This is a genomic window from Natronococcus amylolyticus DSM 10524, from assembly GCF_000337675.1.
In the GTDB taxonomy this organism is placed as follows: Archaea; Halobacteriota; Halobacteria; order Halobacteriales; family Natrialbaceae; genus Natronococcus; species Natronococcus amylolyticus.
Window position 1 is genome coordinate 1 of record NZ_AOIB01000018.1, and the last position, 24,805, is coordinate 24,805.

Here is a 24,805-nt window from a genome sequence, read left to right on the forward strand (position 1 = left end):
CCAGCCCGCTCAGAGATGTGTATAAGAGACAGCTGCCGGAGCGGGAGGGTGAAGTGCAGGGTCTCGAGGCGGTCCGGTCGATCGCCAAACGCCTTCCAGCGAAGTAGTTGGGAACGTCGCTACCGTCGTCTTCGGCGTCTAAACTCGAGGTGGACGTGTGCGCCCGAACCGTGATCGATAATCGCAGCGTCGCGCCCGCACGAACACGCGGGATTGCACGTCCTCCCCAACCGATTCGCTTCGGTCGCGACGCTCCTCGCTCGTCCACTACAGTAGCCACTGAAAGTCAGTGTCCACCCGATCGCACGACGGCTATGCGAACGGTGTGCAAACAGCTTCAGTTGTTACTGTAGCAGAACGTGCTCTGCCAAGCCGTTCGCTCGTATTACTCGCGAAGACCTCGCGCGGCTTCGTCCCGCGACTCACTGCCGTTCATTCGTTCATTACGAGACGGCACGCGCCACCGCCGGTGTGTCCTCCAGTTTCGATCACTCGAGCTCGATCCCCTTCTCCGCGAGCAGTTCCCGGAACTCCCCTTCCTCGAGCACCGCCACGTCCTCGTCCTCGGCGTCGTCGAGTTTCGTCTGGCCCGGGCTGTCGCCGGTGACGAGATAATCCGTGTTCCCTGAGACACTGCCCGTCGCGTTCGCTCCGTGGGCCTCGACGGTTTCCTGGGCCTCGTCTCGCGTACTGCCCTCGAGCGAGCCCGTGAAGACGAACGTCAGCCCCTCGAGCTCGTCGCCGCCGGCCTCGAGTGCCGACTCCTGGGGGAAGACGTGCTCGAGGATCGCGTCGACCGCACTGGCGTTGGCCTCGCTGGCGAAGAAGTCATGGATCTGTTCGGCGACTGTCCCGCCGACGTCGTCGACGCCCTCGAGCGACTCGGGGTCGTCCTCGGCGGCCTCGCGGACAGCATCGAAGGTGCCGAACTCGCGGGCCAGCTCGCGGGCGGTCGTCGGCCCGACGTGGGGGATGCCCAGCGCCGACAGGAAGTCGGCGAGCGGGGGCTCTCGACCGGAATCGATCTCCGCGAGCAGGTTCTCGGCGCTTCTCTCGCCCCACCCCTCAAGGGCGGTCAGATCCTCGTGATCGAGCTCGTAGAGGTCGGCGACCGACTCGAGCAGACCCGCGTCGACGAGCTGGCGGACGCTCTTTTCGCCCAGGCCCTCGAGGTCGAGGCCGTCGTCGCTCGCGTAGTACTCGATCGATCGGCGAAGCTGGGCGTCACACGCCAGCCCGCCCGTACAGAAGGCCATCGGGCCGTCGCGCTCGATGGCGCTGTCACAGACGGGACAGTGGTCGGGCAGCTCGTAGTGGCCCTCGCTTCCCTTCTCGACGACCTCCTTGACGTAGGGGATCACGTCGCCCGCCCGCTGCACGCGGACGGTGTCGCCGACGTTGACGTTCTTTTCGGCGATCTCCTCGGGGTTGTGGAGGCTCGCCCGCGAGACGGTGACGCCGCCGACGTCGACCGGCTCGAGCAGCGCGACGGGCGTCACGCGACCGGTGCGACCGATCTGGACCGCGACGTCGGCGATCGGGGTCACCTCTGCACGGGCAGGGAACTTGTAGGCGAAGGCGTACCGGTCGTGGCGCGCCGTTCGACCCAGCTCCTCGCGAGCCTCGCGGTCGTCGACCTTGATGACGGTGCCGTCGATCTCGTACGCGAGGTCGTCGCGGGCCTCGAGCATGCGGTCGCGGTAGTCGATCGCGTCTTCGATGTCGTCAACGATTTCGATGTGCTCCGTCACTCGTAACCCCCACTCGGGGAAGCGCTCGAGCTCCTCTCGATGGCTCTCTGCGAGATCGCTAGCCTCGAGCACGTCGAAGTAGAAGACCTCGAGGGGGCGATCGGCGACCACCGACGGATCGAGCTGGCGGATCGTCCCCGCGGTCGCGTTCCGGGGGTTGGCGAACGGTTCCTCCCCGCGCTCGATTCGCTCGCGGTTGTGCGCCTGGAAGGCGTCTTTCGGCATGTAGACCTCGCCCCGTACGGCCAGAAAGTCGGGATAATCGCCGTGCAGCTTCTGGGGAACCGAGCCGATCGTGCGGGCGTTTTTGGTCACGTCGTCGCCCTCGCGGCCGTCGCCGCGGGTGACCGCCCGCTCGAGGCGGCCGTCCTCGTAGACGAACTCCATCGAGACGCCGTCGAACTTGGGCTCGCAGACGTACTCGACTGTGCCAACCTCGCGCTTCACCCGGTCGTCGAACTCCCGGACGTCTTCTTCCTCTCCGCTCTGGTCGATCGAGAGCATCGGCGTGACGTGTTCGACGGTCTCAAACGCCTCGATCGGCTCGCCGCCGACGCTTCTGGTGGGGCTGTCAGGGGTTTCGAGGCCGAACGCGTCCTCGAGCTCCCGCAGCCGGGCGAACAGCGCGTCGTAGGCTCGATCCGCGACCAGCGGATCGTTCTCGACGTAGTACCGTCGATCGTGCTCGCGAACGGCCTCGCGGAGCAGTTCGACCTGTCGCTTAGCCTCTGCTTCCGAGAGTTCCTCGAGCGCCTCGAACTCGGTCGGCGGATCCCGCAGATACGGGTTCGATTCGTCGGCGTTCTCGTCGGCGAGGGACATTCGTTGCTCGAGGGTTGCGTCGCGGCTCCGTTAACGTTACTGACCGCCGTCGCCGAGGCGCTCGAGCGGGCGAACCGTGCTACTTCCAGGGGTTGTCGACCAGCCCGGACCGAGCTCGCGAGCCGACGGCGACCCGACAGTCCGCTCGCGGGGTCGCGATACAGAGCAGTACGTACCCCGATTCGCGGTGGCGCGGCTTCAGCGCTCGCGGTTCGCGGCGGTAGGCGAAGGCGTCGGCGACCGTCGCCGATCCCTCAGTCCCGTCGCTCGTCTGCCCGTCGTCGCCACCCTCGCCGTCTCGCGTGCCGTCGACTTCGAGCAGGCGTCCGGCACAGGTTCCGCAGGCTCCGGTTCGACAGCCGAACGGAACCGCCCGGTCGGTCCGTTCGCTCGCCTCGAGGACCGTCTCGCCGCTCCCGACCTCGATCGTCCTGTCGGAGCCGTCGGCCCGCTCGAGGGTGACGGCGTACGTCTCGGTCACTGCCAGACGTCGCTGGTGCAGTCGCCGTCGGGCCAGCGGATCTCGTGGGCGCGGGCCGGCCCATTCGGACACTCGCCCCAGTCGACCAGAAAGTCCTCGTCCAGCTCGAGGGTACCGTTCCGCGGATCGACGTCAGCCTTCAGCATCACCGACCCCTTCTCGGCTTCCTCGGGGTAGAACTGGTCGTCCCACGTCGAGAACAGCGAGGTCGTCCAGTACAGGCGCTCGCCGTCGAGGCTGAGCTGGACCATCTGCGGGCCGGCCGACAGCTCGCGACCCTGGACCTCCTGAACCTCGCCGAAGGTCCCGCCAACGGAGAGCGAGTCGGCCCGCCGCGGGTTCGATGGATCCGAGATGTCGTACATCCACAGCTCGCCGTGGAGCCAGTTCGAGCCGAACAGGTAGCGGTCGTCCATCGAGATCAGGATGTCGGTCGTCAGCCCCGGCACGGGCATGTCCCAGTCCTCGTGCTCGCGGGCCTCGAAGTCGATCGCCTTCTCGGCGCGGTACTCGCCCGCGTCCGCATCGTACCAGAAGTGGAAGATGTTCGACGACAGCGCGGTGCCGACGAACCCGTGGGTCGATTCGGGCGTGTGGAGGAACCGAACCTCGAGCGGAATCTGGCCCTCCTCGCCGAGATCGATCGTCTGCTCGACGGTCCCGTTCTCCCAGTCCCAGAAGTGGATCCGTCGGCCGTACTTGCCGTCCTCGACGTCCTCGAGGTCGAACCCCGGGTAGTAGGTCTTCGGCGCGGCCCACTCCGTCGAGACCATCACGTTCTGCCGGGGCTGGTACCAGTAGTCGTAGTTCATCTCGATCTCGCCCGGCGGCTCCCAGCGGCCCTCGATCTCGAAGTCGTGGTTGAGCTCGAGGAAGCCGCCCGGGAGCTCGCCGTCGGCGTCACCGAGCATGCTGATGATGATCTTGCCCTCGGGCACGCAGTGGACTGTATGGGGCGCCGAGAGGTCGTATTCGAAGACCTCCTCGGGCTCGATCACCTCGACGAGTTCCGGATTCCGGCGGTCCTTCGTGTCGACGACGTGGATCCGCGAGGAGCGCTGGCCGGGGACGATCAGGTGTCGGCGCTCGAGTCCCTCGACGTGACACGACGACGAGCAGGCGTTCCACCCGAAGTGGTGGAGCTCGTCGCCCTTTTCGGGCATCTCGAGGCGGTCGACGATCTCGCAGTAGGTTTCGGAGTCTGGATCCAGGTCGACGACGGCGATAAAGTCGGGTTCGTCGATGTCGGTTCCGGTGTAGAGGCTCATCACGTAGGCGAGCTCCTCGCGCTCGCCCTCCTCGAGGGCGGCCTGCGGGGTCGCATAGCCTGGCCCCTCGTGGCCGTGATGCTCGTGGTCGTGGCTCGGCTCGGCGTCAGTTGGAGTGTCAGCATCACTCATGACTGGACGTACCACGAACGCGGGGATAAAGCTGCCCGCGACCGGGGAACTACCCCCAGGGGCTGTCGCCAAGCTGACTGCGAACCATCGGACCGACCTCGATGCGACAGTCGGCTCGAGGGTGAGCGATACACAGCAGCGCGTAGCCGTCGGCCCGATCGGACTCCTCGAGCGCCCGTGGCGGTCGGCGGTAGTCGACGGCATTCGCGGCATCGGGCGACTCGTCGCTCCCGTCATGATCTTCCCCGACGGAGCGTACCCGCCCCACGCAGGCCGTACAGGTCCCCTTCCGGCAGTCGTAGGGAAGCCGGATCCTCTCGCGTAGGGCCGCCTCAAGCACGGTCTCCTGTGGGCCGACTTCCACCGTTTCGCTCCGGCCGTCGGGCCACTCGAGCGTGACGTCGTGTCCGCTCATCGCTTGCCCCTCGCTCGCCGACGTTCGACTGGTCGGTTCATGGAGAGCGGTACGCCTCGCGAGCGGAAAAGCGTAGAGCCGTCCCGATCGGGCGTTCGTCGCAGTCGGCCCGAGGAAGGGATCGAGTTTTGCCGACGGTCCGCCGATACCCAGTCTTTACCCGCACCGACTCCGTAGACGCCGACAGATGGAACAGGGATCGGAGTACGGGCTGGTCGACCTCGAGGAGGTCGACACGCCAGGGGACGAGTGGGAGGAGATCGACGTCTCGGACACCGAGGCCGATCGGATCGCCCGCAAGCGAGATCGGGAGTTCGAGCAGTTCGAGGAGCGGATCAAGGACGCCGACCAATTCAAGGTCGAGCAGTCGGTGTTCGACGACGCGACGCTGGCGGCGCTGTACAAGCTGGTCCAGGACGGCTACGTCGAAGCGTTCGGGGGACCGCTATCGACGGGCAAAGAAGCGAACGTCTACCACGCGCTGGGCGACGACCGCGAGGTCGCCGTCAAGGTCTACCGCATCAACGCCTCGAACTTCCGCCAGATGCGGGACTACCTCGAGGGCGACCCGCGCTTCGAGGGACTGGGCGGCAAGAAGAAAGACGTCGTGCTCGCCTGGACGAAAAAGGAGCTGGCGAACCTCCGGCGGGCGAAAAAGGCCGGCGTCAGGGTTCCGGAGCCGCTCGCGACCGAACGCAACGTCCTCGTGATGGAGTACATCGGCAACGATGACGGCCGCGCGAAACGCCTCGGCGAGGTCCACATCGAGAACCCCGAAACGGCTTACGGCGTTATGCGTGAGTACATGCGCCGGCTCTACTCCGCCGGAATCGTCCACGGCGATCTGAGCGAGTACAACGTCGTCTTCCACGAGGGCCAGCTCGTCGTCATCGACCTCGGGCAGGCCGTCACCGTCCACCATCCCAACAGTCGAGACTTCCTCGAGCGCGACTGCGAGAACGTCGCGAACTTCTTCTCCCGGCAGGGTGTCGAGACCGACCCCGACGAGCTGCTCGAGTTCGTCACGAACCCGGAGCCGGATCCGTCTCGAGACTGACCGCTCACGTCGACCCCGTTACCGGTCCCAGAACGCCTTAGTTACTGGCCGACGGCCCCCACGTATGAACATCGGGATCGTCTCCGACACTCACGACAACGTTGCCGCGGCCGAGCGCGCAGCCGACGTTTTCGAGGCGGAGGACGTCGAGGTCGTCATCCACTGCGGCGACTTCGTCGCGCCGCCCCTGCTCTCGGCGTTCGAGGGGGTCGAACTCCATGGGGTGCTCGGGAACAACGACGGCGAAATCTCCGGCCTCGAGGCGACGTTCGACGCCCTCGGCGAGGGAAGTGAACTCCACGGCCGGTTCGCCGACCTCGAGTTCGACGGACTCTCCTTTGCGGCCCTTCACGGGGAGTCGAAGGTGGAGGTCGAAGCGCTCGCCGCGGCCGAGACGTACGACGTCGTCTGCTACGGCCACCACCACCAACGCGACCACACCGAAGTGGGCGACACGACGCTGCTCAATCCCGGCGCGCAGTTCCCGACGGTTCCCGACGAACACCGAACGGTCGCCGTCGTCGATACGGACTCGTCGTCGGTTCGATTCCGTTCCGTCACCGGATCGGCCGAGAGCCGGTAACCTGCGGGAGTCATCGGCTATTTATCGGTGGTGGCCGTTGTCACCGGTATGAGCAGAGACCGGCGCGATCGGACACCCGGCCGGCGGACCCGTCCTGCCCACACGCGAAAGCGTCAGTCGTGGTACGGGTACGGCACGATAGCCACCATGGAGAAGAGCCGGTTCGGCTGCTTCCTCCACGACCTGACGTCGATCTTCGGCGAGGTGTCGATCCTCGGGCTTCCGGTACTGCTGCTCGTCGGGATGACCAGTTCGACGGCGAGCTACGGGGTAACGGCAGCCGCGATCGTCGCCTGGCTGACAATGGTGTTGGTCGGCACCCTCGTTCGTGGCGGATGGGTTCGGCCGCTTGGAACGGAGACGCTCGGCTGGCTCACGTTTTCGCCGGCGCTGATTGCCCTCCGGTTCGTCCACTACAATACCGCTCTCGCCGTCGCGTCCTACGGCGGCGTCGCGGTCGCGGTCGTCGTCGGCGTCCCGCCGCTGTCGATCTTCGCGGCGATCGTCGTCGGGGTGGGGTCGATGCTCGCGCTTCCGGCGATCGGGGAGTCGATCGCTCGTTCCCGACGCCCGTAGCGCGTCGTCGGCTCGAGAGCCGTTACATGAACATTCGGTCCATCGGCAACTGGCGTTCCTCCGAGCTCCCTCCCTCCGACTCGAGTGTCTCGATGCGATCCGCGAGCTCCCCGTAGTAGCGACTCATCGACTCCGAGCGCTCCCGGAGCTGTCGATCGTCGACCTCGAGCCCGTACCCTTCGCGGAGAAAGTCCAGGAACCGAACGGCGGCCTCGAAGTCCGGACCCGGCGGGTGGATCGGCGTGACGATCGTCCCGAGGGGTGGTAGCCCGCCGTCCAGGCTCCGATTCGTGAACTCGCCGGGAACGCCGTCGAGGACGCCGCCGCGAAGCGGTTCGAACTCGGACTCCTCGAGCCGGTGCTCCCGGTACTCGGGCGCCGCGACGAAGAAGACCGCGTGCTCGTCGGGGCCGTGGGGGAACGGAACCCCATGAAAGAGGGCGATCTCCTCGAGCCCGCTCGAGGCGACGAGGTTCTCCACGGTGTCCGCGAACGCGGCGGCGGCCCACACCGGGACGACGACCTCGCTGACGAGCACGCAGATGTCGTGATCGGCCGCCGCGTAGAGACGCATCGGCCGTCTGGGCGTCCCGTCCTCGAAGGGAGTGACCGTCGGCAGGTTTCGAGAGCGGACGTGGCCGACCTGCTCGAACTCGAGTTGCGTGAGCAGGTGATCCGTCGCGGTGAGTCCCGCGAGCCCGAAGTTCGAGAGACCGACGAGGAGCGTTCCCTCGAGCGCGCGATCGTCCGATACCGACACTTCGTACCGCGGTTCGTTCGCCATGTCGAGGGAGAGGTCAAAACGGAGTATAACCGTTGCACTATCGACAGCGGACCAAGGCCTTAAACTCGCTGAGCGAATATTGGAGGGCATGAAACACGTGAAGATTCCGCAGGACCGCATCGGTGTCCTCATCGGCGAGGGCGGCGAGACGATGCGCGAGATCGAGGCGGCGGCGGAGGTCCGTCTGGACATCGACTCGGAGAACGGCTCCGTCGCCGTCGAGACCGTCGGCGACCCCGTTCGCGGCCTCAAGGGACCCGAAATCGTTCGCGCGATCGGTCGTGGCTTCCCGCCCGAGGAGGCGCTCCAGCTGCTCGAGGACGACATGATGCAACTCGACATCGTCGACATCGATGCCGCCGCACGCAACAAAAACGACATGAAGCGAAAGAAGGGCCGGCTCATCGGCGAGGACGGTCGCACTCGCGAGCTCATGGAGGAGCTCTCGGGGGCCGACGTCGTCATCTACGGCTCGACGCTCGGCGCGATCGGCACTCCGCCGGAGGTCGACGCCGTCCGCACCGCCGCCGAGATGCTACTCGACGGCGCTCCCCACGGAACGGTGTACTCGTTCCTCGAGGAGCGCCACAACGAGATGAAACACCAGGGGATGCAGTACCACCGCTACCCCGGTAGCGAATCCTGATCGCTCGCGTTTCGGCCGAAACGCGTTTTCGTTGCGCTCGCTGCATATAAATAGTGGAACGAGCGGTAGTACCGAATCCCCGTACTGAACCGTTGTGTGAGGGGTTGTGTCATTCTATAGCGAAGCTTTTATATAGAATAGCAATCAATCCATCAGGTGACTATGGCACAACAGCAGATGGGCAACCAGCCCCTTATCGTACTCTCGGAGGACAGCCAGCGAACGTCCGGCAAGGACGCCCAGTCGATGAACGTCCAGGCCGGCAAGGCCGTCGCCGAGTCGGTACGGACCACACTCGGTCCGAAAGGGATGGACAAGATGCTCGTCGACTCCTCGGGTAACGTCATCGTCACGAACGACGGCGTGACGCTGCTCTCGGAGATGGAGATCGACCACCCGGCGGCCGACATGATTGTCGAAGTCGCCGAGACCCAGGAGGACGAGGTCGGTGACGGAACGACGAGCGCCGTCGTCGTCGCCGGCGAACTCCTCACCCAGGCCGAGGACCTCCTCGACCAGGATATCCACGCAACCACCCTCGCCCAGGGGTACCGCCAGGCCGCCGAGGAGGTCACCGAGGCCCTCGAGGAGATCGCCATCGACGTCGACGAGGACGACGAGGAGATTCTCCACCAGATCGCCGCGACGGCGATGACCGGTAAGGGCGCCGAGAGCGCCCGCGACCTGCTCGCCGAGCTCGTCGTCAGCGCCGTCCAGTCCGTCGCGGACGACGACGAGGTCGACACGGACAACATCAAAGTCGAGAAGGTCGTCGGCGGCTCGATCGAGAACTCCGAGCTCGTCGAGGGCGTCATCGTCGACAAGGAGCGCGTCTCCGAGAACATGCCGTACTTCGCCGAGGACGCCAACGTCGCGATCGTCGACGGCGACCTCGAGATCAAGGAGACCGAGATCGACGCCGAGGTCAACGTCACCGACCCCGACCAGCTCGAGCAGTTCCTCGAGCAAGAGGAGGCCCAGCTCCAGGAGATGGCCCAGAAGGTCGCCGACGCCGGCGCCGACGTCGTCTTCGTCGACGGCGGCATCGACGACATGGCCCAGCACTACCTGGCCCAGGAGGGCATCATCGCCGTCCGTCGCGTCAAGTCCAGCGACCAGAGCCAGCTGGCCCGCGCGACCGGCGCGACGCCCGTCACCAGCGTCGACGACCTGACCGAGGACGACCTCGGCTTCGCCGGCAGCGTCGCCCAGAAGGAGATCGCGGGCGACCAGCGTATCTTCGTCGAGGACGTCGACGACGCCAAGGCCGTCACCCTGATCCTCCGCGGTGGCACCGAACACGTCATCGACGAGGTCGACCGCGCCATCGAGGACTCGCTGGGCGTCGTGCGCACGACCCTCGAGGACGGCAAGGTCGTGGCCGGCGGCGGTGCGCCCGAGATCGAGCTCTCGCTCGCCCTGCGGGACCACGCCGACTCCGTCGGCGGCCGCGAGCAGCTGGCCGTCGAGGCGTTCGCGGACGCGCTCGAGGTCATCCCGCGCACCCTCGCCGAGAACGCCGGACTCGACCCCATCGACTCGCTGGTCGAGCTTCGTGCGGCCCACGACGGCGGCAACGAGGCCGCCGGACTGGACGCCTTCACGGGCGACACGATCGACATGGGCGAGGAAGGCGTCTACGAGCCGCTTCGCGTGAAGACCCAGGCGATCGAGTCGGCCACCGAGGCTGCCGTCATGCTGCTGCGAATCGACGACGTCATCGCCGCCGGCGACCTCGCCGTCGCCGACGACGACGATGACGAGGAGATGCCACCGGGCGGCGGTGGCATGGGCGGCATGGGCGGTATGGGTGGCGGCATGGGAGGCATGATGTAAGATCAGCCCGGGATAGCCACTCTCCCGTTCGGCTGCAGCAACGCATCGCTCGATCGATTTGTCGGCCCTCGTTCGATTTCTTTCGCCAGTTCGCTCGAGGAGGACGCCGTCCGCCAGTTAGCACCACTTAAGTACCAGCCCGCAATATTCGCCGATATGCAGACGCTTCTCCTGGACAGCGACGACGTCGACGAGCACGCGCGGATGGCGGACGTCATCGGTGCGGTCGAGGACGCCTTCGGCGCCTACGAGCGCGGCGACGCCCAGATGCCGGCCAAATCCTACATCGACCTGCCCCAGTACAACGGCGACTTCCGATCGATGCCCGCCTACCTCGATGCCGGCGAGTGGGACGCCGCGGGCGTCAAGTGGGTCAACGTCCACCCCGACAATCCCACCGACCACGACCTGCCGACCGTACTGGGGACGATGATCTACTCCGATCCCGAGACCGCCTCCCCGCTGGCGATCATGGACGGAACCGCGCTGACGATGAAACGGACGGGTGCGGCGGCGGCCGTCGCGACCGACTACCTCGCCGTTCCCGACGCCACGTCGATGGGGGTCGTCGGCGCGGGCGTCCAGTCGTACACCCAGCTCGAGGCGATCAGCGAGATCCGCCCGATCGAGGAGGTCGTCGTCAGCGACCTCGACGACGAGCGCGTCCAGCGGTTCATCGACGCCTACGGCGACGAGTTCGACGTCCGTGCGGGCTCGATCTCCGAGGCGGGCCACTGTGACGTCCTCTCGACGGTGACGCCGATCCGAGATCCCGTCGTCGGCCTCGAGGACGTCGGCGATCACACCCACATCAATGCGATCGGCGCCGACGCCGAGGGGAAACACGAGCTGAGCGACGAACTGCTGCTCGAGTCGACGGTCGTCATCGACGATCACAAGCAGTGTACCCACTCCGGCGAGGTCAACGTCCCGTACAACGAGGGGACGCTTACGGACGACGATATCTACGGCGAGATCGGCGAACTCGTTGCCGGCAAGAAGCCGGCTCGCGAGGACGACACCGGCGTCACCGTCTTCGACTCGACCGGGCTCGCGATCCAGGACGTCGCGGCGGCCCGCGTCGTCTACGAGGACGCACGGGAGCACGGGGCCGGCTTCGACTTCGGACTGATCCACACCGATCGATAGCCGTCGCGGTCAGCGACCGAACTCCTGTTCTTTCCGAAAAATAAAACCGCGCTCAGTCGTCGCTGCCGACCGCATCGGGGTGGTCGTCCGGTCCGACGAGGGTGTTTTCGCGTAGATCGGCCTCGATCTCCTCGAGCGACCGTCCCTTCGTCTCGGGGACGAGCTTGTAGCAGAAGATCAGCGCGGCCAGACAGCAGGCGCCGAACAGCCAGAACGTGCTAGCTTGGCCGACGGCGTCGACCAGCCCGAGGAAGGTAAGCGAGACCAGCAGGTTCGCCGCCCAGTTGACGACCTGTCTCTTATACACATCTCTGATGGCGNCCAGCCCGCTCAGAGATGTGTATAAGAGACAGCCCGAGAGCCCGGGCAGGAAGAAGGCGAGCCCGAGCAGGCCGAGCATGACGGTCATCCCGACGAGGCCAGTGAGCAACAGCGGCCGCCGACCGGTGCGATCGATCAGGAGCACGGCGACGATCGTCATCACGACGTTGACGACGCCGATCCCGACCGTCGCCAGGATCGAGGCGGTGTCCTGGAAGCCAGTGGACTCGAGGATCACCGGCGCGTAATACATGACGACGTTGATCCCGGTCACCTGCTGGAACGCGGCCAGTCCGACCCCGACGACGAGCATCGGCCGAACCCACGGCTTGAACAGGTCGCCGACGGTGCCGGACTCCGTTTTGACCGTTTCCTTGATCTCGCGGAGCTCCGCGGCGACCCGGCTCTCGGTCCGGGTACGAGAGAGCACGTCACGAGCGTCGTCGACCCGTCCCTGTTCGTACAGCCAGCGGGGACTTTCGGGCATAAAGAGCATCCCGACGAACAGGACGACGGCGGGAATCATCCCGAGACCGAGCATCCAGCGCCAGTCGCCGCCACCCGAAAAGGCGTAGTTCACGAGGTAGGCGATGAGGATACCGCTCGTAATCGTCAGCTGGTTGAGCGAGACCAGCGAGCCGCGGATCTTCGGCGGCGCAAGCTCGGAGATGTAGAGGGGGCCGACCACGGAGGCGAAGCCGATCCCGACGCCGTTGATCAACCGGCCGAAGATCAACACTTCGACGTTCGGGGCGATCGCCATGACGAGCGAGCCGACGAAGAAGATCACGGCACCGACGAGGATGAGTCGACGCCGTCCGAGTCGGTCGGCGAGTCGGCCACCGAACGCGGCGCCGACGATCGCACCGCCCATCGCACCGCTGACGATGAGCCCCTCGACGAACGAGGCGCTCATGGGGTAGCCAAACAGCGCGGTCAGATCGAAGCTGTTCTGGATGTACAGCATCGCGCCGGCGATGACGCCGGTGTCGAAGCCGAACAACAGTCCGTTGAGCGCCGCCAGCGCGGCGACGACGTAGACGAAGGAGTTTCGTCCGGTCTCCTCTGGGGTCGCGTCTTTCGTTGCCATGCGGTTAGAACTCGAGCGTTCTTTCTAACCCGAGTAAACTAATCTGTCGCTTTCATATAATATACATGGATAATAGGAGAATATAACGAACGTCCGTCGACACTGGATCCGCTCCGTCTGAAACCCGTCTTCTACTCCTGATCCGGAAGCCGACGCGGGATCGACCCTCGAATCGGAAGCCGGTCGCAGTAGTGAACGACCGGATCGCCGGTCGGCGACGGAAGTCCGTTAGCCGCGAACATCGTGTTCTCGTGGATCGTGGCCTCGGCCGGCTGGAGCGGCCACGGATCGTGAGCGATCTCACCCCCCATCACGCCCTCGCCCGACGGGGCGTAGAACCGTCGTCGTTCGGTGAGCCAGTATGCGAGCGAATCGGGTTCGGGAACGGAGACATCACCAGTAGGACGGTACGACGCCACGAACCGGGCCGGATCACCCGTCTTCGACCAGCGTCGCTCGCTCGAGAACTCGATTCGGTCGCCGCGATCCTCGAGGGACATACGGGCGGTGTAGACCGGAAGCCGGGTCGCCCGACCGATCGGTTCGCCGACCGCCGGATTGTCGACGTCGACGCTGAAGAAGTAGAGTGCAGGGTCGCCGCGGTGTTCGATGTACGTTCGGACGTTGAGCTCGGTGATGTCGACCCTCGCGACGGAGGGGGTTCCCCGCAGTCCGGCGTCGGCGAGGACGAACGGCAATACGCTCAGCCAGGCCTGCCCGTCTCGAGTCTCGAGTTCGAGCTGATCGGGAACGTGGGGCCGAAGCGCCTCGGGATCGATCGGCCAGTGGACGAACAGCCCCGTTCGCCAGGTCATCGCGGCGACGTACGGCGCCCTCGGACTCGAGAGGCCGTCGACCGGCCATCGGGCGGGATCCGCTCGCTCTCGTCCGTCGTTCGTCATTCGAGCCGTACTACACACGGACGCGGAAATAAAAGAACAGCCTGCCCGTTCCACGCTCGCCGTCGGGGGTCGGCGTCAGTTCTCGGCGCCGTCCTCAATTTCGATCGCCGGCCGCCCGGGCTCGGCGTTTTTCAGCACGCTCTCGTCGACCGCTTCGGCGCGGCGAACGCTGACCGAGGCCTCGAACTCGCGCTCGAGCAGCCACGCCGCCGACTCGAGGGCCTCCCGTTCCGCGTCGGGCCCGAGGGTCGTCGACAGCGCCTCGCGCTCGGCCTGCAGGTCCTGGCCGTAGTCGGCCGCGGCGTCACCCTGCTCGCGGATGTGGGACTCCTGCATGAGCTCCCCGATCAGGTTCGGCGCGTCGCTCTCGACGGCGATCTCGAGGGCGTCGTACTTCCAGTCGGGCGCGACGACGACGTCGATCGCCTGCGGGTCTTCGATGCCGGCGACGTCGACGATGTCGCGGACGTCCTCGCGGGTATTCTCGACCAGTTGACGGCGCTTTCGGACGTGGTCGCGGTCGATCTCGGCGCTCGGCCACTCGGCCTCGGCGGCGAACCCGTCGTAGCCGAGCTCGTCGTACAGCTCCTCGGCGATGTGGGGTGCGACGGGCGCCAGCAGCCGGACGACTGCCGACAGTCCTCGCTCGTAGGTGTCGGCGTGGGGCTCGGCGTACTCCGAATACTGTCTGAGCGTCCGCACCAGGTCCTGGACCTCCCGCAGCGCCCGGTTGAACGTCAGCTCGTCGTACTTCTCGGTTGCGATGGCGACCGTCGCGTCGATTTCGCCGTCGACGTAGCTCGCGACGGCGTCGTCGTCGCCGTCGGGATCGTCGTACTCCTCGACCATCTCCTGCAGGCGCGTCAGGAAGGCGTACGTCGAGCGGACGCCCTCCTCGCTCCAGTCGAAGTCACGCTCCGGCTGGGCGGCCTGCATCATGAACAGGCGGGCGGTGTCGGCGCCGTACTCCTCGACGATCCGCTGGGGTGAGACGACGTTGCCCTTCGATTTCGACATCTTCTCGCCCTCGAGTTGGACCATCCCCTGTGCGAGCAGGTTCGTGAAGGGCTCGCGGTGCTCTAAGCCCTCGTGGTCGGCCAGCACCTTCGTGAAGAATCTCGAATAGAGCAGGTGCATCACGGCGTGTTCGATCCCGCCGACGTACTGGTCGACGGGCATCCAGTCGTTGGCCTGCTCGAGGTCGAAGGGGGCTTCCTCGAGGTCGGGCGAGACGTACCGCAGGAAGTACCACGAGGAGTCGACGAACGTGTCCATCGTGTCCGTCTCACGGGTGGCGGATCCGCCACACTCCGGACAGGTCGTCTCCTTCCACTCCTCGGCCTCGTCCAGGGGGTTGCCGGTCGTGTTAATAAACTCCGGCAGCTCGACGGGCAGCTCCTCCTCGGGGAGGACGACCGACCCGCAGCCGTCGTGGCAGTGCACGACCGGGATCGGCGTCCCCCAGTAGCGCTGCCGGGAGATCCCCCAGTCCCGGAGCTGGTACTGGGTGGTCCACTCGGCGGCGTCGACCTCCTCGGTCAGCCGTTCGCGGGCGGTGTCGCTCTCGAGGCCGGAGTACTCGCCGGAGTTGACCAACACGCCGTCTTCGGTGTAGGCTTCCTCGCTGACGTCGGGCGCCTCGGGGACGGTCTCGCCATCCCAGTCGTCGAGTTCGGGGGCGATCACGGGAACGATCTCCTCGCCCATCTTCGTCGCGAAGGCGTGGTCGCGCTCGTCGTGGCCCGGAACGGCCATCAGCGCGCCCGTTCCGACGTCCGAGAGAACGAAGTCGGCGACGTAGACGGGAATCTCCTCGCCCGTGACGGGGTTCGTCGCGGTCAGGTCGGTTTCGACGCCGTTGGGCTCGTCGCCCTCGGGGTCGGCCTCCTCGTCGATGAAACGCCGTACGTCGTCGTCTTCCTCAGCCACCTGCTCGCTGATCGGGTGGTCCGGCGCGAGCGCAAAAAACGTCGCGCCGTGGATGGTGTCGACGCGGGTCGTGAAGGCCTCGACGCTGCCGTGCCCGTCTATGGAGAACTCGAGTTCGGTCCCCTCCTGGCGACCGATCCAGTTGCGCTGCATCTGGCGCACCGAGTTGGGCCACCCCTCGAGGTCGTCGATGTCCTCAAGCAGCTCGTCCGCGTACTCGGTGATCTTCAGGAACCACTGCTCGAGTTCGCGCTCCTCGACCGGCGTATCGCAGCGCCAGCAGAGTTCTGCCTCGCCCTCGACCTGCTCGTCGGCGAGGACGGTCTCACACTCGGGACACCAGTTGACCTCGGCATCCCGTCGATCGACCAGCCCCTCCTCGTGGAACCGGGCGAAGAGCCACTGGTTCCACCGGTAGTAGTCGGGCGTGCAGGTGGCGATCTCGCGATCCCAGTCGTAGCCAAAGCCCATCGACTCCATCTGGCCGCGCATCGTCTCGATGCAGTCGAACGTCCAGTCTCGCGGGTTGGTGTCGCGCTCCTTGGCCGCGTTCTCGGCGGGGAGGCCGAACGCGTCCCACCCCATCGGGTGGAGCACGTCGTCGCCCTGCAGCCGTCGGAACCGGGCGTAGGCGTCCGTGATCGTGTAGTTTCGGACGTGGCCCATGTGGAGTTTGCCCGACGGGTACGGATACATCCCGAGGACGTACGTCGGATCCTCGACGTCGTCGGGCGTCCGGTAGACGTCCGCCTCGTCCCACGCCTCCTGCCAGCGTCGTTCGACCGCCGCGTGGTCGTATCCCGCGTCGCTCATCTGTTTATATACGTGTGGTAGCGTCGCCGTCGTATACCTTTCTATACAGTGGGCGGACCCTCAACCGGACTGGTGGGTCGAAAAGAACGGCGTCCACGTTTGGTTCGGCTCGATTGCTCGAGCCGTCGAGAACGGGCGTTTCGATCTCGAGGACGACTACTCGATGTCGATCGCTCTCGAGTCGTCGCCGCCCTCGACCTTCGGCAGGTGGACCGTCAGGACGCCGTTCTCGAAGCTCGCCGACACCGACTCCTCCTCGACGGGGTCCGGAAGCCGAATCCGACGGTTGACCGACGTCCGAGTCCGCTCGCGCCGGATGTACCGCTCGGAGGCGTGCTCGAGTTTGTCGGCCCGCTCGGCCTCGAGGCGCAGGGTCCCCTCGGCGAGGGTGAGCTCGATGTCGTCGGTGTCGTAGCCGGGAAGATCGGCCGTGACGACGTACTCCTCGGCCCTGTCGGCGACGTCGACCGGTACCGAACCCGGCACCTGAAGCCCGCCGCTGCCCATCCCGCCTTCGACCTGCTTGCTGACACGGTCGAGCATCTCCTCGATCTCATCGAACGGGTTTCGTCGCATAGTTTGGCGTAGGTACTCGAAGGGGATAAATTCTGCTCGGAACAGGGTTCGAAAAGGACCACGCAAACAGGTGGCTCGGCTCCTCTGGTTTCCCTGATCTCGAGGAGGCGTGGTCCGTATCGTCGTGCTCGGCTCTCGACACGCGATACGCCGTCTCGCTGATCACCGGACTTGCTATCGTCCCGCGACGTCAGCACGTTCTACGTCCGAGTACATAAGCACTATGCTTGGTATACTCACGCATTCGGTGTGTCGGTTCGCCAAAATCGTCGTCTCCTCTCGAGACAACCACAGTGGCCGCTCTCGAGGCCACGGCGAAACGGGACGGGAGAAACGACTACTCGGGGAGCGTCACGCGTCCGTCCTCGAGCGCATCAAGCAGCACCTGCCGTGCGTGTCCGTCCGGATCGACGTCCTCGTAGGCGGCCTTGACCTCGCCGTCGCCGATAAAGAACGTCGTCCGCGCGGTCGCGCCGTTTCGAACCTCGACGTCGAACGCCTCGGCGAGCTCGGCGTCGGGATCTGCCAGCAGGTCGAACTCGAGCCCCTCAGACTCGCAAAACGACTGGTGGGAGTCGACGTCGTCCGTCGAGACGCCGTAGACGTCGACGCCCGCCTCGTGGTAGGTCTCGAGTTCGTGCTGGAACTGGGTCGCCTCGGTCGTACAGCCCGGGGTCTCGTCCCGCGGGTAGAAGTACAGCACCGTGGGGTGTTCGAACTCGAGGACGACCTCCTCGCCGTCCTGGTTGCGCGCGGTGACGGTCGGTGCGTCGTTGCCTGCGGTGAGTGCCATACCCGCAGTACGGTGGGAGGGTGAAAAACGATTTGGACAGCGGCCCGGCTACGAGAGATCGGCGTCGCGAAAGCGGAGGTAACCGACCGCGAGCGGGAGTGCGACCCAGAGCAGCAGTACGGCGGTCAGGAACAGCGGTTCGTGGACGAGCGTCTCGGTCGTCCCCGCTGGAGTCTGGTCAGTCTGGGTTGCACTGACTCCCTCCTCCGTCGCGGTGATGGCGATCTGGTTCGCCTCGGGAAGGAGTACGTCCGCACTCGTACTCATCGCGGTAAGGGGATTGAGGTGGTCGACGACGGCGATCCACGTCGGCGGATCGGCGCCCGGAAGGCTCCGAGTGACCGCGTAGTAGAGCCCGTCGACGACGTACGACCAGAGAACGGTTGCGAGCAGGTACCCCCCGATGGCGACGCTGATCGCTCTGGTTCTGGTCTCGGCGACGGCTGAAATCCCGACCGCGATCGAGACGATCGCTGCCGTCGAAAGGAGAACGAACAGCACGTACGCCGCGATCGGGACGAGCGGCGGGAGTCCGACCGTCGCCGCGATCATTCCGATCGCCGCCAGAAATCCGCCCAGGACGGCGACTGCGAGAACGGCCGTCCGGCCGACGAACTTGCCAATCAACACGTCCAGCCGGGAGTGGGGAAGCCCGAGCAGGAATTTTATGTTACCAGTTTCGCGCTCGCCGACAATCGCCTGATACCCGACGAGGAGGCCGAGTATCGGCAGCACGATCTCCGTCGCCGGCCCCTCGAGAAACCGTGTTGCGAGCTCCGGATCCGGATCCTCGACGACCGCTAGAACGATTCCCTGCGTGAGGACGATAAATCCGAGAAAGATCGCGGTGGCGACCCACAGCGCTCTCGAGCGAATTGCGTCGGCGACGTCCTTGCGTGCGATATCGACGACCGTCATCGGCTCGCCTCCGTGACGCCCTCCTCGAACACCGACTCGAGCGACCGCTCTTCGGCGGTGAAATCCTCGATCGTCGCGTATGCCTCGATCGCTCGGAAGACGTCGGCTTTCGCGGCGCTATTCGAGAGTGACACAGTGAGAAACGGTGCTTCGGGACCGCTATCGGTAACCGCACACTCCGTAACCGAGTCGATCGATTCGACGGCGGTCAGAAGCTCTCGAGAAACGGCGTCGGTCTCGACCTCGAGTTCGACCGCAGCGCCGGTTCCGGATTTGAGTCCCTCGAGATCCCCGCTCATTCGGAGTTCACCGTCAACGAGGATCCCGATTCGATCGCTGACTTCCTCGACCTGCTCGAGAACGTGACTCGAGAAGAAGACGGCCGCACCACGGTCCCGTTCCTCGAGTACGATCTCCCTGAGAAGTCGAATCCCGGCCGGATCGAGTCCGCTCGAGGGTTCGTCGAGCACGAGCAGATCGGGCTCGCCAATCAGTGCCAACGCTATTCGCAGTCGCTGTTTCATCCCCGTCGAGTACTCGCCTACCGAGCGCCGTACTGCGGTCGCCTCGAGTCCGACGCGATCGGCCAATGCGTCCGGATCGCCGTCCGCTCCCATCGAGTCGATAGCGAACTGGAGATGCTTCCGTCCCGAGAGCCGATCGTACAGCTGATATTGCTCCGGTAACACGCCGATTCGGTGTTTGATTTCGGCGGATCCCTCGCAGACGTCTCTGCCGAGGACTCGAGCGGTCCCGTCGGTCGGATGTACGTACGATAGCAACATCGCGATCGTCGTCGACTTCCCGGCGCCGTTCGGGCCGAGGAATCCGTACACTTCGCCGGCCTCTACCTCGAGATCGATCCTCGAGACGACGGTCTGCGATCCATACTGCTTTGTCAGGTCGTTCGTCCGTATTGCGCTCATCGGCTTCTCACTGGTTGCCCCATAGTACTTATTTGTGGAAGTTATTACTATCGGATTATTTCTTGGTGGAATTTGATCGGTAGGCGAGTAGTACGGCGGCCGATGCAGCTACTAGTGCGAGTAACACGAACGGAGACACGGTAGCGGCCGCCCAATTTCCGCCGAATAGGAAACTGGCCTCGGCGTACTCGTAACTAACTATCGCTCGTTCCGATTGCGTTTCAGCGGGCTCGATCGAGATCACCTGAGTGTGAAACACGGTGTTCCAGACGGCGTGAAGCACGATTGCGTTCCAGACACTTTCCGTGTAGTAGGTGACGAGCGCGTACAGCAGCCCCGCTGAGGTTGCGACCAGCACGTAGAGCTCCGACGCGCCGGTGCCCGCGACCTTGCTATTGTGCAGCAATCCAAACAGTATCGATGTTAACACGATGGCCGCTGGCCATCCCCAGTTGTGGCCGACAAACGAGAGCAGATATCCGCGAAATACGAGCTCCTCCGTTATTGCGGCGAGCAGTCCTAACAACACTGCACTGAGTAACACCCTCGAGAGAAACCGTCCGTCGCTGGCGTGTATCTCGAGCGTCCCCGACAGACCCGCGACGCTACCGACGGTGACGACTCCAACGAGGACGACTGCAACCCCCGCCCACCGAAGGATCGACCGACTGGGTACCGTAATAAACACCGACTTGCGTGGAATTCCGACGAGCCTCGGGACGAAAAGGTAGACGGCCAGTGCGACCGGGATGCCGATCAGTGCCCCCTCCGCTTCCGGGAGGAGCCAGGGAACCGAAAGGAGGCTGTTTGCGACGATGTGGGAGCCAATCAATACTGTGAACATGACTGCGAGCAGAATCAATGACAGTGTCGCGACTCTCCACTCCTCGACGGCTTCGACAGGACTGTTACGATCCGGGCTCATAGGTTCGGTATTCTCGCGGTCGGTTTCTAGGATCAACCGCCCTTTCGACTCGATTCGGCACCATCTCGATACGGCCAAAACGGTTGGTGATAGGGCTGTTCTTCGAGCGTCGCGTCTAGAAGGATCCGATCTCGACGCTGAGACTACCGCTCAGCGTATCGCCATCGTATCCCGCTTCAATGTATTGGAGCATGGGTATGTCACCCGAGTCTGAATGGTTTCGCTTTCGGTTATAAACCTGAAAGAAGACGTGGTGCCGGAAGCACCTCGCTCGCCGCGGATCGCTGCAAGATTATTTGTACGATCACGAGGCCCCGATTCGCTGTATGACTGAGAACGATGATCCAACCACAGACCCAATCATTTCTGTCGAGAAGCTGGTCGTGGCGTACGAACGAAGCGAAGAGACGGTTCGTGCAGTCGACGGTATCGATCTACAGATCGATCCGGGAACGATCGTCGGACTGATCGGACCGAACGGGGCTGGAAAGACGACGCTGCTCAAAACGTTGCTCGGGCTGGTCTCTCCGACGGGAGGACGTGTTCGAGTCGATGGAACCGACGTCGCGGAGCATCCCCACCGCGCTCACGCAACGATGGCCGCGGTACTCGAGGGCGCCCGAAGCACGTACTGGCGGCTGACGGTCCGGGAGAACCTCGAGTTCTTCAGCCGGATGAACGCCGCGGGGCGCGGTGACGAGCGCGAGCGCATCCGCGCGGCTATCGACCGATTTAATCTCACCGATCTCTCGGATGAAGTCGTCAACGACCTCTCTCGAGGACAGAAACAGCGAGTGTCACTGGCGGCGGCGCTCGTACAGGACCCCGAGATACTGTTCCTGGACGAGCCGACGCTCGGGCTCGACACCGAGGGATCGCTCGAGCTCCAGTCGTCGCTCGTCGACCTCGCGGAGCAGCACGGAACGACGATCGTGCTCTCGAGTCACGATCTGCACGCGATCGAATCGATCTGCGATCGGGGTATCGTCCTTGACGATGGTCACGTCGTCGCGGACGACACCGTCGAAAACCTGGTCGACGTTTTCCGAACCGAGGTGTACGAGCTGGTCATCGAAGGGGCGCTCTCGCCCTCCGCACGAGGCGAGATCGAACGAGCGTACGAGATCGTCTCCTGTACCGAGCTTCGAGACCGAACGGCCCTGGAGGTCGCCGTTCCGGACGGTAACCGTATTCACGACCTGACCGGTGCGATGGTCGCACACGGCTCGCAGATCGAGTCGGTTCGGACTCTCGAGGGAAGCCTCGAGGCCGTCCTCGACTCGCTTTCGTTCGAGCGATCGGAACCGCTCGAACGCCGTCCGCTACGGGGCGCGCCATGAACGGGTACTGCTCGAGGTCGCCGACCGCCCTCGTCTCGGCAGTATCGGCGCTGGTACGGCGGGATCTGCTCATCATGCGACGGTATCCGCTAAACACCGCTGGCGCGGTACTGGGTCTGTACGCGCTGTTCCTTCTCGTTTACGTCGGCGGGCGCTCGTTCGTCGGTCCAAGTTTCGGCGAGACGCTCGGTGCACTGATCGTCGGCTTCTTCCTGTTCGTCATGGCAAACGCGTCCTACCAGTCGCTCGCGGGGCTGTTCGCGACCGAGGCGAAGTGGGGGACCCTCGAGCAGCTGTACCTCTCGCCGATCGGCTTCGGACCCATCGCGGTGTTGCTGTCGCTCAGTTCCCTGCTGGTGACGTTCTCGATCGGGTTCGCGATGCTCGCGCTGATGCTCCTGACGACGGGGGAATCGATCTCGCTCGACCTCCTCAGTATCGTTCCGATCGTCGTCCTCACGCTCCTGTCGACGATCGGACTCGGGCTGCTGTTCGGCGGCGCGACGGTCCGTTACAAGAACGTCAGCGCGGTCTTCGGCCTCGTCAAGTTCGCGCTCGTCGCCTGTATCGCTCTCGGGCCCGCCTCAACCGAGTTCGTCGTGTTGAAGCTGCTCCCGCTTACGCAGGGGAGTTACTTGTTGCAGCGGGTAATGAACGAGGGCGTCCGCCTCTGGGAACTCGAGCCTGCAGAACTCTCGGTGCTCGCGTTCGTGGGAATCGCGTACTTCGTTCTCGGCTACGCGCTTTTCCGGTACTGTACCGACCGCGCTCGAGCAGCCGGGGTCATGGGACACTACTGATCGCTGCTGACCGCCTCGAGGGGGCGAAGACACCGTCGATCCGCGACCGAGCATCCCTCACTCACTCGACGACGTGTTCGGTATCGTACGACCCGAGCCGTCGCACCCAGCCCTTCTCGGCTAGCTCCTCGATGTCCTCGAGCGCCTCGATCGTCCGGGACTCGTACAGCCCCGCCTCGACGTCGATGTGGAAGACGTAGTCGCCGAGTCGCTGGCCGCTGGGTCGGGACTCGACCCGCGAGAGATTGATGTCCCGCTCGGCGAAGGGTTCGAGCAACTCGAGCAACAGCCCGGGGTAGTTCGCGTTCGGATAGACGACGAACGTCGACTTCCCGCCGCCCGTCGAGCGCTCGTCGGCGGACGCGAGCGCGAAAAACCGCGTCGCGTTCGAGTCCTGGTCCTGGATGTCCTCGGCGAGCACCTCGAGCCCGTTCTCGATGTCGGCGTTCGCGGGGTGGCCGATCCCCGCGATCGAGGCGTCGTCGCGGGCGAACTCGACGCCCTGGGCGGTGCTGGCGACGGCCTCGAGGGTGGCGTCGGGGTACTCGCGCTCGAGGTAGGAACGACACTGCGCGAGCGCCTGGGAGTGGCTGGCGATCGTGTCGAACTCCGGTCCCTGGGCGAGCAGCGCGTGGCGGATCGGGGTGACGATCTCGCGGACGATCGCGACGTCGTACTCGGCGACGGCATCCAGGCTCTCGGTGACGCTGCCTTCGATGCTGTTCTCGATAGGAACGATCCCGCGGTCGTACTCGTCGGTCGCGACGGCCTCGACGATCGAGGTCACCGATTGTCGGAACCCGATCTCGTCGTCGTCGTCGATCGCGCTCGCTGCCCGGTGCGAGTAGGTCCCTTCGGGACCGAGCGTGACTGTACGCATTGGCTCAGTCTTTGCCGGACCGCGTCAAAAGCGCGTCGGAGCGGACGCGTTCGGCTCGGCCGATCGCTCGACTCGCCTCGAGGACGGACCCGGACCCGAGTTGCGATCGAGCGTTTGACTCGCGGTTCGGAACGGCGTCCTCCGCAAAACAATCGGTTCTCGGACGGCTATTCCTCGAGGTGGTCGATTCCCTTCTTGGCGACGTTCGCTTCCGTAATCTCGCTGGGCATCCAGTCGGGCTTGTCGTCGGGGGCGGTCTCCTCCCAGGCCCAGCCGTCGTAGATGTGGACCTTGTCGGTACCTTTCTCCCGGAGCCGGAGCTCGATTCGATCCGCCGCGTCCTCGCTCGAGCCCGGCTCGAGTCGGCGAGCTGCCTTGAGTGCGGCCTGTCGCGGCGTGTTTCCCGAGAAGACGCTCGTCTCGTCGCCGCCCGATTCTCGCAGTGCGAAGTTTCGCTTTCCGTCCTCACGTACCATAGTTTTAGCCTCCATGTCAGTTCTGCACACGATCAGACATAAAGATATCCCCCAAAATCGACGGACTGCGCTACTATGTTTAAATGATCCCGTCGGATCGCTTCGGTCAGTGGTTTCGTCCGAAGCGGCGTCACAGCACGATCGTACAGTGTGATTCGGGCCCGAAACGAGATCATTCGCTGTGTCGTAGAAAACACTTAAGTATATCCTACGGCGAAATGCGACCTAGAATCCCGCGATGGTCCGGAAAAAGAAGTTGAGTCCAAGCGGTGCGAAAGACGAAGACGGCAACTACCACAACGTCCATCTGAACCTCCACGAGGACGAACTCGCAGTCGCGGGTATGGATATCGGCGACGAAGTTTTCGTTCGCGTCCGGGACGGGAAGATCATCATCCAGAAAGCTAACGAAGAAGAGGTAGAACACGAGTTCTAACCAACCACTCCTTCGCTCCGTTCCTGCTATACTGCCGTTTCGCTTCGAGAACACCCTCGTTAGCCTCTCTACCAGGGAGATCAACGACGGCAGCCGGCCAACGGCTGTGAGGCCCCGGCCCGGCCATAGAACGATCTTTTTGAGGCCTAGTTTGACGAAACTGACAAACCCTTAGTTCAG

The 24,805-nt window shown here is 64.7% G+C and carries 24 protein-coding genes; 9 read left to right on the top strand and 15 right to left on the bottom strand.

Annotated features, from left to right (window positions below; translation table 11 throughout):
* Positions 1-488 precede the first annotated feature (488 nt).
* From ligA to C491_RS08100, 4 genes are all read right to left on the bottom strand, one after another.
* Complete coding sequence (gene ligA, locus C491_RS08085) at positions 489-2,573, bottom strand: NAD-dependent DNA ligase LigA (protein ID WP_005555127.1); 2,085 nt, start codon at positions 2,571-2,573, stop codon at positions 489-491.
* 79 nt (positions 2,574-2,652) lie between these two features.
* Complete coding sequence (locus C491_RS08090; protein ID WP_005555128.1) at positions 2,653-3,054, bottom strand: 2Fe-2S iron-sulfur cluster-binding protein; 402 nt, start codon at positions 3,052-3,054, stop codon at positions 2,653-2,655.
* Positions 3,051-4,454, bottom strand: a complete 1,404-nt coding sequence (locus C491_RS08095) for a selenium-binding family protein (protein WP_005555130.1) — start codon at positions 4,452-4,454, stop codon at positions 3,051-3,053. Before C491_RS08095 ends, C491_RS08090 begins: the two co-directional genes overlap by 4 nt.
* A 49-nt stretch (positions 4,455-4,503) precedes the next feature.
* The gene (locus tag C491_RS08100; protein ID WP_005555132.1) at positions 4,504-4,869 is read right to left on the bottom strand and encodes a 2Fe-2S iron-sulfur cluster-binding protein; all 366 of its coding nucleotides are present in this window, start codon (positions 4,867-4,869) and stop codon (positions 4,504-4,506) included.
* A gap of 187 nt (positions 4,870-5,056) precedes the next feature.
* Here C491_RS08100 and rio1 point away from each other — a divergent pair, with 187 nt between their 5' ends.
* The 3 genes from rio1 to C491_RS08115 all read left to right on the top strand — a co-directional run bounded on the left by rio1 (position 5,057) and on the right by C491_RS08115 (position 7,085).
* Positions 5,057-5,926 carry a serine/threonine-protein kinase Rio1 gene (gene rio1 / locus C491_RS08105; protein WP_005555134.1) on the top strand — a complete coding sequence of 290 codons (870 nt, stop codon included), beginning with the start codon at positions 5,057-5,059 and terminating at the stop codon, positions 5,924-5,926.
* 64 nt (positions 5,927-5,990) lie between these two features.
* On the top strand, positions 5,991-6,509 hold the full coding sequence (locus tag C491_RS08110; protein WP_005555135.1) for a metallophosphoesterase: 519 nt from the start codon (positions 5,991-5,993) through the stop codon (positions 6,507-6,509).
* Between the two features lie 48 nt (positions 6,510-6,557).
* Positions 6,558-7,085: a hypothetical protein gene (locus C491_RS08115; RefSeq protein WP_049891617.1), complete on the top strand. Its 528-nt coding sequence runs from the start codon at positions 6,558-6,560 to the stop codon at positions 7,083-7,085.
* A 22-nt stretch (positions 7,086-7,107) separates the two neighbouring features.
* Here C491_RS08115 and C491_RS08120 read toward each other — a convergent pair whose 3' ends face one another.
* Entirely contained in the window at positions 7,108-7,869 is a 762-nt protein-coding gene (locus tag C491_RS08120) for a proteasome assembly chaperone family protein (RefSeq protein WP_005555137.1), read from the bottom strand.
* An 88-nt stretch (positions 7,870-7,957) separates the two neighbouring features.
* Here C491_RS08120 and C491_RS08125 point away from each other — a divergent pair, with 88 nt between their 5' ends.
* The 3 genes from C491_RS08125 to C491_RS08135 all read left to right on the top strand — a co-directional run bounded on the left by C491_RS08125 (position 7,958) and on the right by C491_RS08135 (position 11,500).
* Positions 7,958-8,515 (top strand): KH domain-containing protein, encoded by a 558-nt coding sequence (locus C491_RS08125; RefSeq protein WP_005555138.1) that lies wholly within the window; start codon positions 7,958-7,960, stop codon positions 8,513-8,515.
* Between the two features lie 177 nt (positions 8,516-8,692).
* A complete protein-coding gene (thsA, locus tag C491_RS08130) occupies positions 8,693-10,351 on the top strand; it encodes a thermosome subunit alpha (RefSeq protein ID WP_005555139.1) in 1,659 nt (552 codons plus the stop codon).
* A 156-nt stretch (positions 10,352-10,507) separates the two neighbouring features.
* Positions 10,508-11,500: an alanine dehydrogenase gene (locus C491_RS08135; RefSeq protein ID WP_005555140.1), complete on the top strand. Its 993-nt coding sequence runs from the start codon at positions 10,508-10,510 to the stop codon at positions 11,498-11,500.
* A 52-nt stretch (positions 11,501-11,552) separates the two neighbouring features.
* Here C491_RS08135 and C491_RS08140 read toward each other — a convergent pair whose 3' ends face one another.
* The 8 genes from C491_RS08140 to C491_RS08175 form a co-directional block, all read right to left on the bottom strand.
* Positions 11,553-12,911, bottom strand: a complete 1,359-nt coding sequence (locus tag C491_RS08140) for a sugar porter family MFS transporter (protein WP_005555141.1) — start codon at positions 12,909-12,911, stop codon at positions 11,553-11,555.
* Between the two features lie 131 nt (positions 12,912-13,042).
* Positions 13,043-13,813 (bottom strand): YqjF family protein, encoded by a 771-nt coding sequence (locus C491_RS08145; protein WP_005555143.1) that lies wholly within the window; start codon positions 13,811-13,813, stop codon positions 13,043-13,045.
* A gap of 75 nt (positions 13,814-13,888) precedes the next feature.
* Positions 13,889-16,555: a leucine--tRNA ligase gene (gene leuS, locus C491_RS08150; protein ID WP_005555145.1), complete on the bottom strand. Its 2,667-nt coding sequence runs from the start codon at positions 16,553-16,555 to the stop codon at positions 13,889-13,891.
* A gap of 156 nt (positions 16,556-16,711) precedes the next feature.
* On the bottom strand, positions 16,712-17,131 hold the full coding sequence (locus tag C491_RS08155; protein WP_005555146.1) for an Hsp20/alpha crystallin family protein: 420 nt from the start codon (positions 17,129-17,131) through the stop codon (positions 16,712-16,714).
* A 337-nt stretch (positions 17,132-17,468) separates the two neighbouring features.
* On the bottom strand, positions 17,469-17,924 hold the full coding sequence (locus C491_RS08160; protein WP_005555147.1) for a peroxiredoxin: 456 nt from the start codon (positions 17,922-17,924) through the stop codon (positions 17,469-17,471).
* Positions 17,925-17,972: 48 nt separating this feature from the next.
* A complete protein-coding gene (locus tag C491_RS08165; RefSeq protein ID WP_005555148.1) occupies positions 17,973-18,842 on the bottom strand; it encodes an ABC transporter permease in 870 nt (289 codons plus the stop codon).
* Positions 18,839-19,768, bottom strand: a complete 930-nt coding sequence (locus tag C491_RS08170; protein ID WP_005555149.1) for an ABC transporter ATP-binding protein — start codon at positions 19,766-19,768, stop codon at positions 18,839-18,841. The genes C491_RS08165 and C491_RS08170 overlap by 4 nt, the downstream gene beginning before the upstream one ends.
* Positions 19,769-19,823: 55 nt before the next feature.
* A complete protein-coding gene (locus tag C491_RS08175) occupies positions 19,824-20,693 on the bottom strand; it encodes a CPBP family intramembrane glutamic endopeptidase (protein ID WP_005555151.1) in 870 nt (289 codons plus the stop codon).
* A gap of 326 nt (positions 20,694-21,019) precedes the next feature.
* On the opposite strand from C491_RS08175, the gene C491_RS08180 reads away from it, so the two are divergent.
* Entirely contained in the window at positions 21,020-22,033 is a 1,014-nt protein-coding gene (locus C491_RS08180) for an ABC transporter ATP-binding protein (protein ID WP_005555152.1), read from the top strand.
* Positions 22,030-22,833 carry an ABC transporter permease gene (locus tag C491_RS08185; RefSeq protein ID WP_005555154.1) on the top strand — a complete coding sequence of 268 codons (804 nt, stop codon included), beginning with the start codon at positions 22,030-22,032 and terminating at the stop codon, positions 22,831-22,833. The genes C491_RS08180 and C491_RS08185 overlap by 4 nt, the downstream gene beginning before the upstream one ends.
* Before the next feature lie 61 nt (positions 22,834-22,894).
* Here the strand turns inward: C491_RS08185 and pheA are convergent, their stop codons facing one another.
* Positions 22,895-23,713, bottom strand: a complete 819-nt coding sequence (gene pheA, locus C491_RS08190) for a prephenate dehydratase (RefSeq protein WP_005555156.1) — start codon at positions 23,711-23,713, stop codon at positions 22,895-22,897.
* A gap of 167 nt (positions 23,714-23,880) precedes the next feature.
* The gene (locus C491_RS08195; RefSeq protein WP_005555158.1) at positions 23,881-24,189 is read right to left on the bottom strand and encodes a non-histone chromosomal MC1 family protein; all 309 of its coding nucleotides are present in this window, start codon (positions 24,187-24,189) and stop codon (positions 23,881-23,883) included.
* Positions 24,190-24,427: 238 nt separating this feature from the next.
* Between C491_RS08195 and C491_RS08200 the strand changes: the two genes are divergently transcribed.
* On the top strand, positions 24,428-24,625 hold the full coding sequence (locus tag C491_RS08200; RefSeq protein ID WP_005555160.1) for a hypothetical protein: 198 nt from the start codon (positions 24,428-24,430) through the stop codon (positions 24,623-24,625).
* The last annotated feature ends 180 nt before the right edge of the window (positions 24,626-24,805 follow it).

What these genes read in the sequence shown, in the direction of transcription:
- ligA (WP_005555127.1), bottom strand. Translation starts at nt 2,573, where the DNA reads ATGTCCCTCGCCGACGAGAACGCCGACGAATCGAACCCGTATCTGCGG.
- C491_RS08095 (WP_005555130.1), bottom strand. Translation starts at nt 4,454, where the DNA reads ATGAGTGATGCTGACACTCCAACTGACGCCGAGCCGAGCCACGACCAC.
- C491_RS08100 (WP_005555132.1), bottom strand. Translation starts at nt 4,869, where the DNA reads ATGAGCGGACACGACGTCACGCTCGAGTGGCCCGACGGCCGGAGCGAA.
- rio1 (WP_005555134.1), top strand. Translation starts at nt 5,057, where the DNA reads ATGGAACAGGGATCGGAGTACGGGCTGGTCGACCTCGAGGAGGTCGAC.
- C491_RS08110 (WP_005555135.1), top strand. Translation starts at nt 5,991, where the DNA reads ATGAACATCGGGATCGTCTCCGACACTCACGACAACGTTGCCGCGGCC.
- C491_RS08115 (WP_049891617.1), top strand. Translation starts at nt 6,558, where the DNA reads ATGAGCAGAGACCGGCGCGATCGGACACCCGGCCGGCGGACCCGTCCT.
- C491_RS08120 (WP_005555137.1), bottom strand. Translation starts at nt 7,869, where the DNA reads ATGGCGAACGAACCGCGGTACGAAGTGTCGGTATCGGACGATCGCGCG.
- C491_RS08125 (WP_005555138.1), top strand. Translation starts at nt 7,958, where the DNA reads ATGAAACACGTGAAGATTCCGCAGGACCGCATCGGTGTCCTCATCGGC.
- thsA (WP_005555139.1), top strand. Translation starts at nt 8,693, where the DNA reads ATGGGCAACCAGCCCCTTATCGTACTCTCGGAGGACAGCCAGCGAACG.
- C491_RS08135 (WP_005555140.1), top strand. Translation starts at nt 10,508, where the DNA reads ATGCAGACGCTTCTCCTGGACAGCGACGACGTCGACGAGCACGCGCGG.
- C491_RS08145 (WP_005555143.1), bottom strand. Translation starts at nt 13,813, where the DNA reads ATGACGAACGACGGACGAGAGCGAGCGGATCCCGCCCGATGGCCGGTC.
- leuS (WP_005555145.1), bottom strand. Translation starts at nt 16,555, where the DNA reads ATGAGCGACGCGGGATACGACCACGCGGCGGTCGAACGACGCTGGCAG.
- C491_RS08155 (WP_005555146.1), bottom strand. Translation starts at nt 17,131, where the DNA reads ATGCGACGAAACCCGTTCGATGAGATCGAGGAGATGCTCGACCGTGTC.
- C491_RS08160 (WP_005555147.1), bottom strand. Translation starts at nt 17,924, where the DNA reads ATGGCACTCACCGCAGGCAACGACGCACCGACCGTCACCGCGCGCAAC.
- C491_RS08165 (WP_005555148.1), bottom strand. Translation starts at nt 18,842, where the DNA reads ATGACGGTCGTCGATATCGCACGCAAGGACGTCGCCGACGCAATTCGC.
- C491_RS08170 (WP_005555149.1), bottom strand. Translation starts at nt 19,768, where the DNA reads ATGAGCGCAATACGGACGAACGACCTGACAAAGCAGTATGGATCGCAG.
- C491_RS08175 (WP_005555151.1), bottom strand. Translation starts at nt 20,693, where the DNA reads ATGAGCCCGGATCGTAACAGTCCTGTCGAAGCCGTCGAGGAGTGGAGA.
- C491_RS08180 (WP_005555152.1), top strand. Translation starts at nt 21,020, where the DNA reads ATGACTGAGAACGATGATCCAACCACAGACCCAATCATTTCTGTCGAG.
- C491_RS08185 (WP_005555154.1), top strand. Translation starts at nt 22,030, where the DNA reads ATGAACGGGTACTGCTCGAGGTCGCCGACCGCCCTCGTCTCGGCAGTA.
- pheA (WP_005555156.1), bottom strand. Translation starts at nt 23,713, where the DNA reads ATGCGTACAGTCACGCTCGGTCCCGAAGGGACCTACTCGCACCGGGCA.
- C491_RS08195 (WP_005555158.1), bottom strand. Translation starts at nt 24,189, where the DNA reads ATGGTACGTGAGGACGGAAAGCGAAACTTCGCACTGCGAGAATCGGGC.
- C491_RS08200 (WP_005555160.1), top strand. Translation starts at nt 24,428, where the DNA reads ATGGTCCGGAAAAAGAAGTTGAGTCCAAGCGGTGCGAAAGACGAAGAC.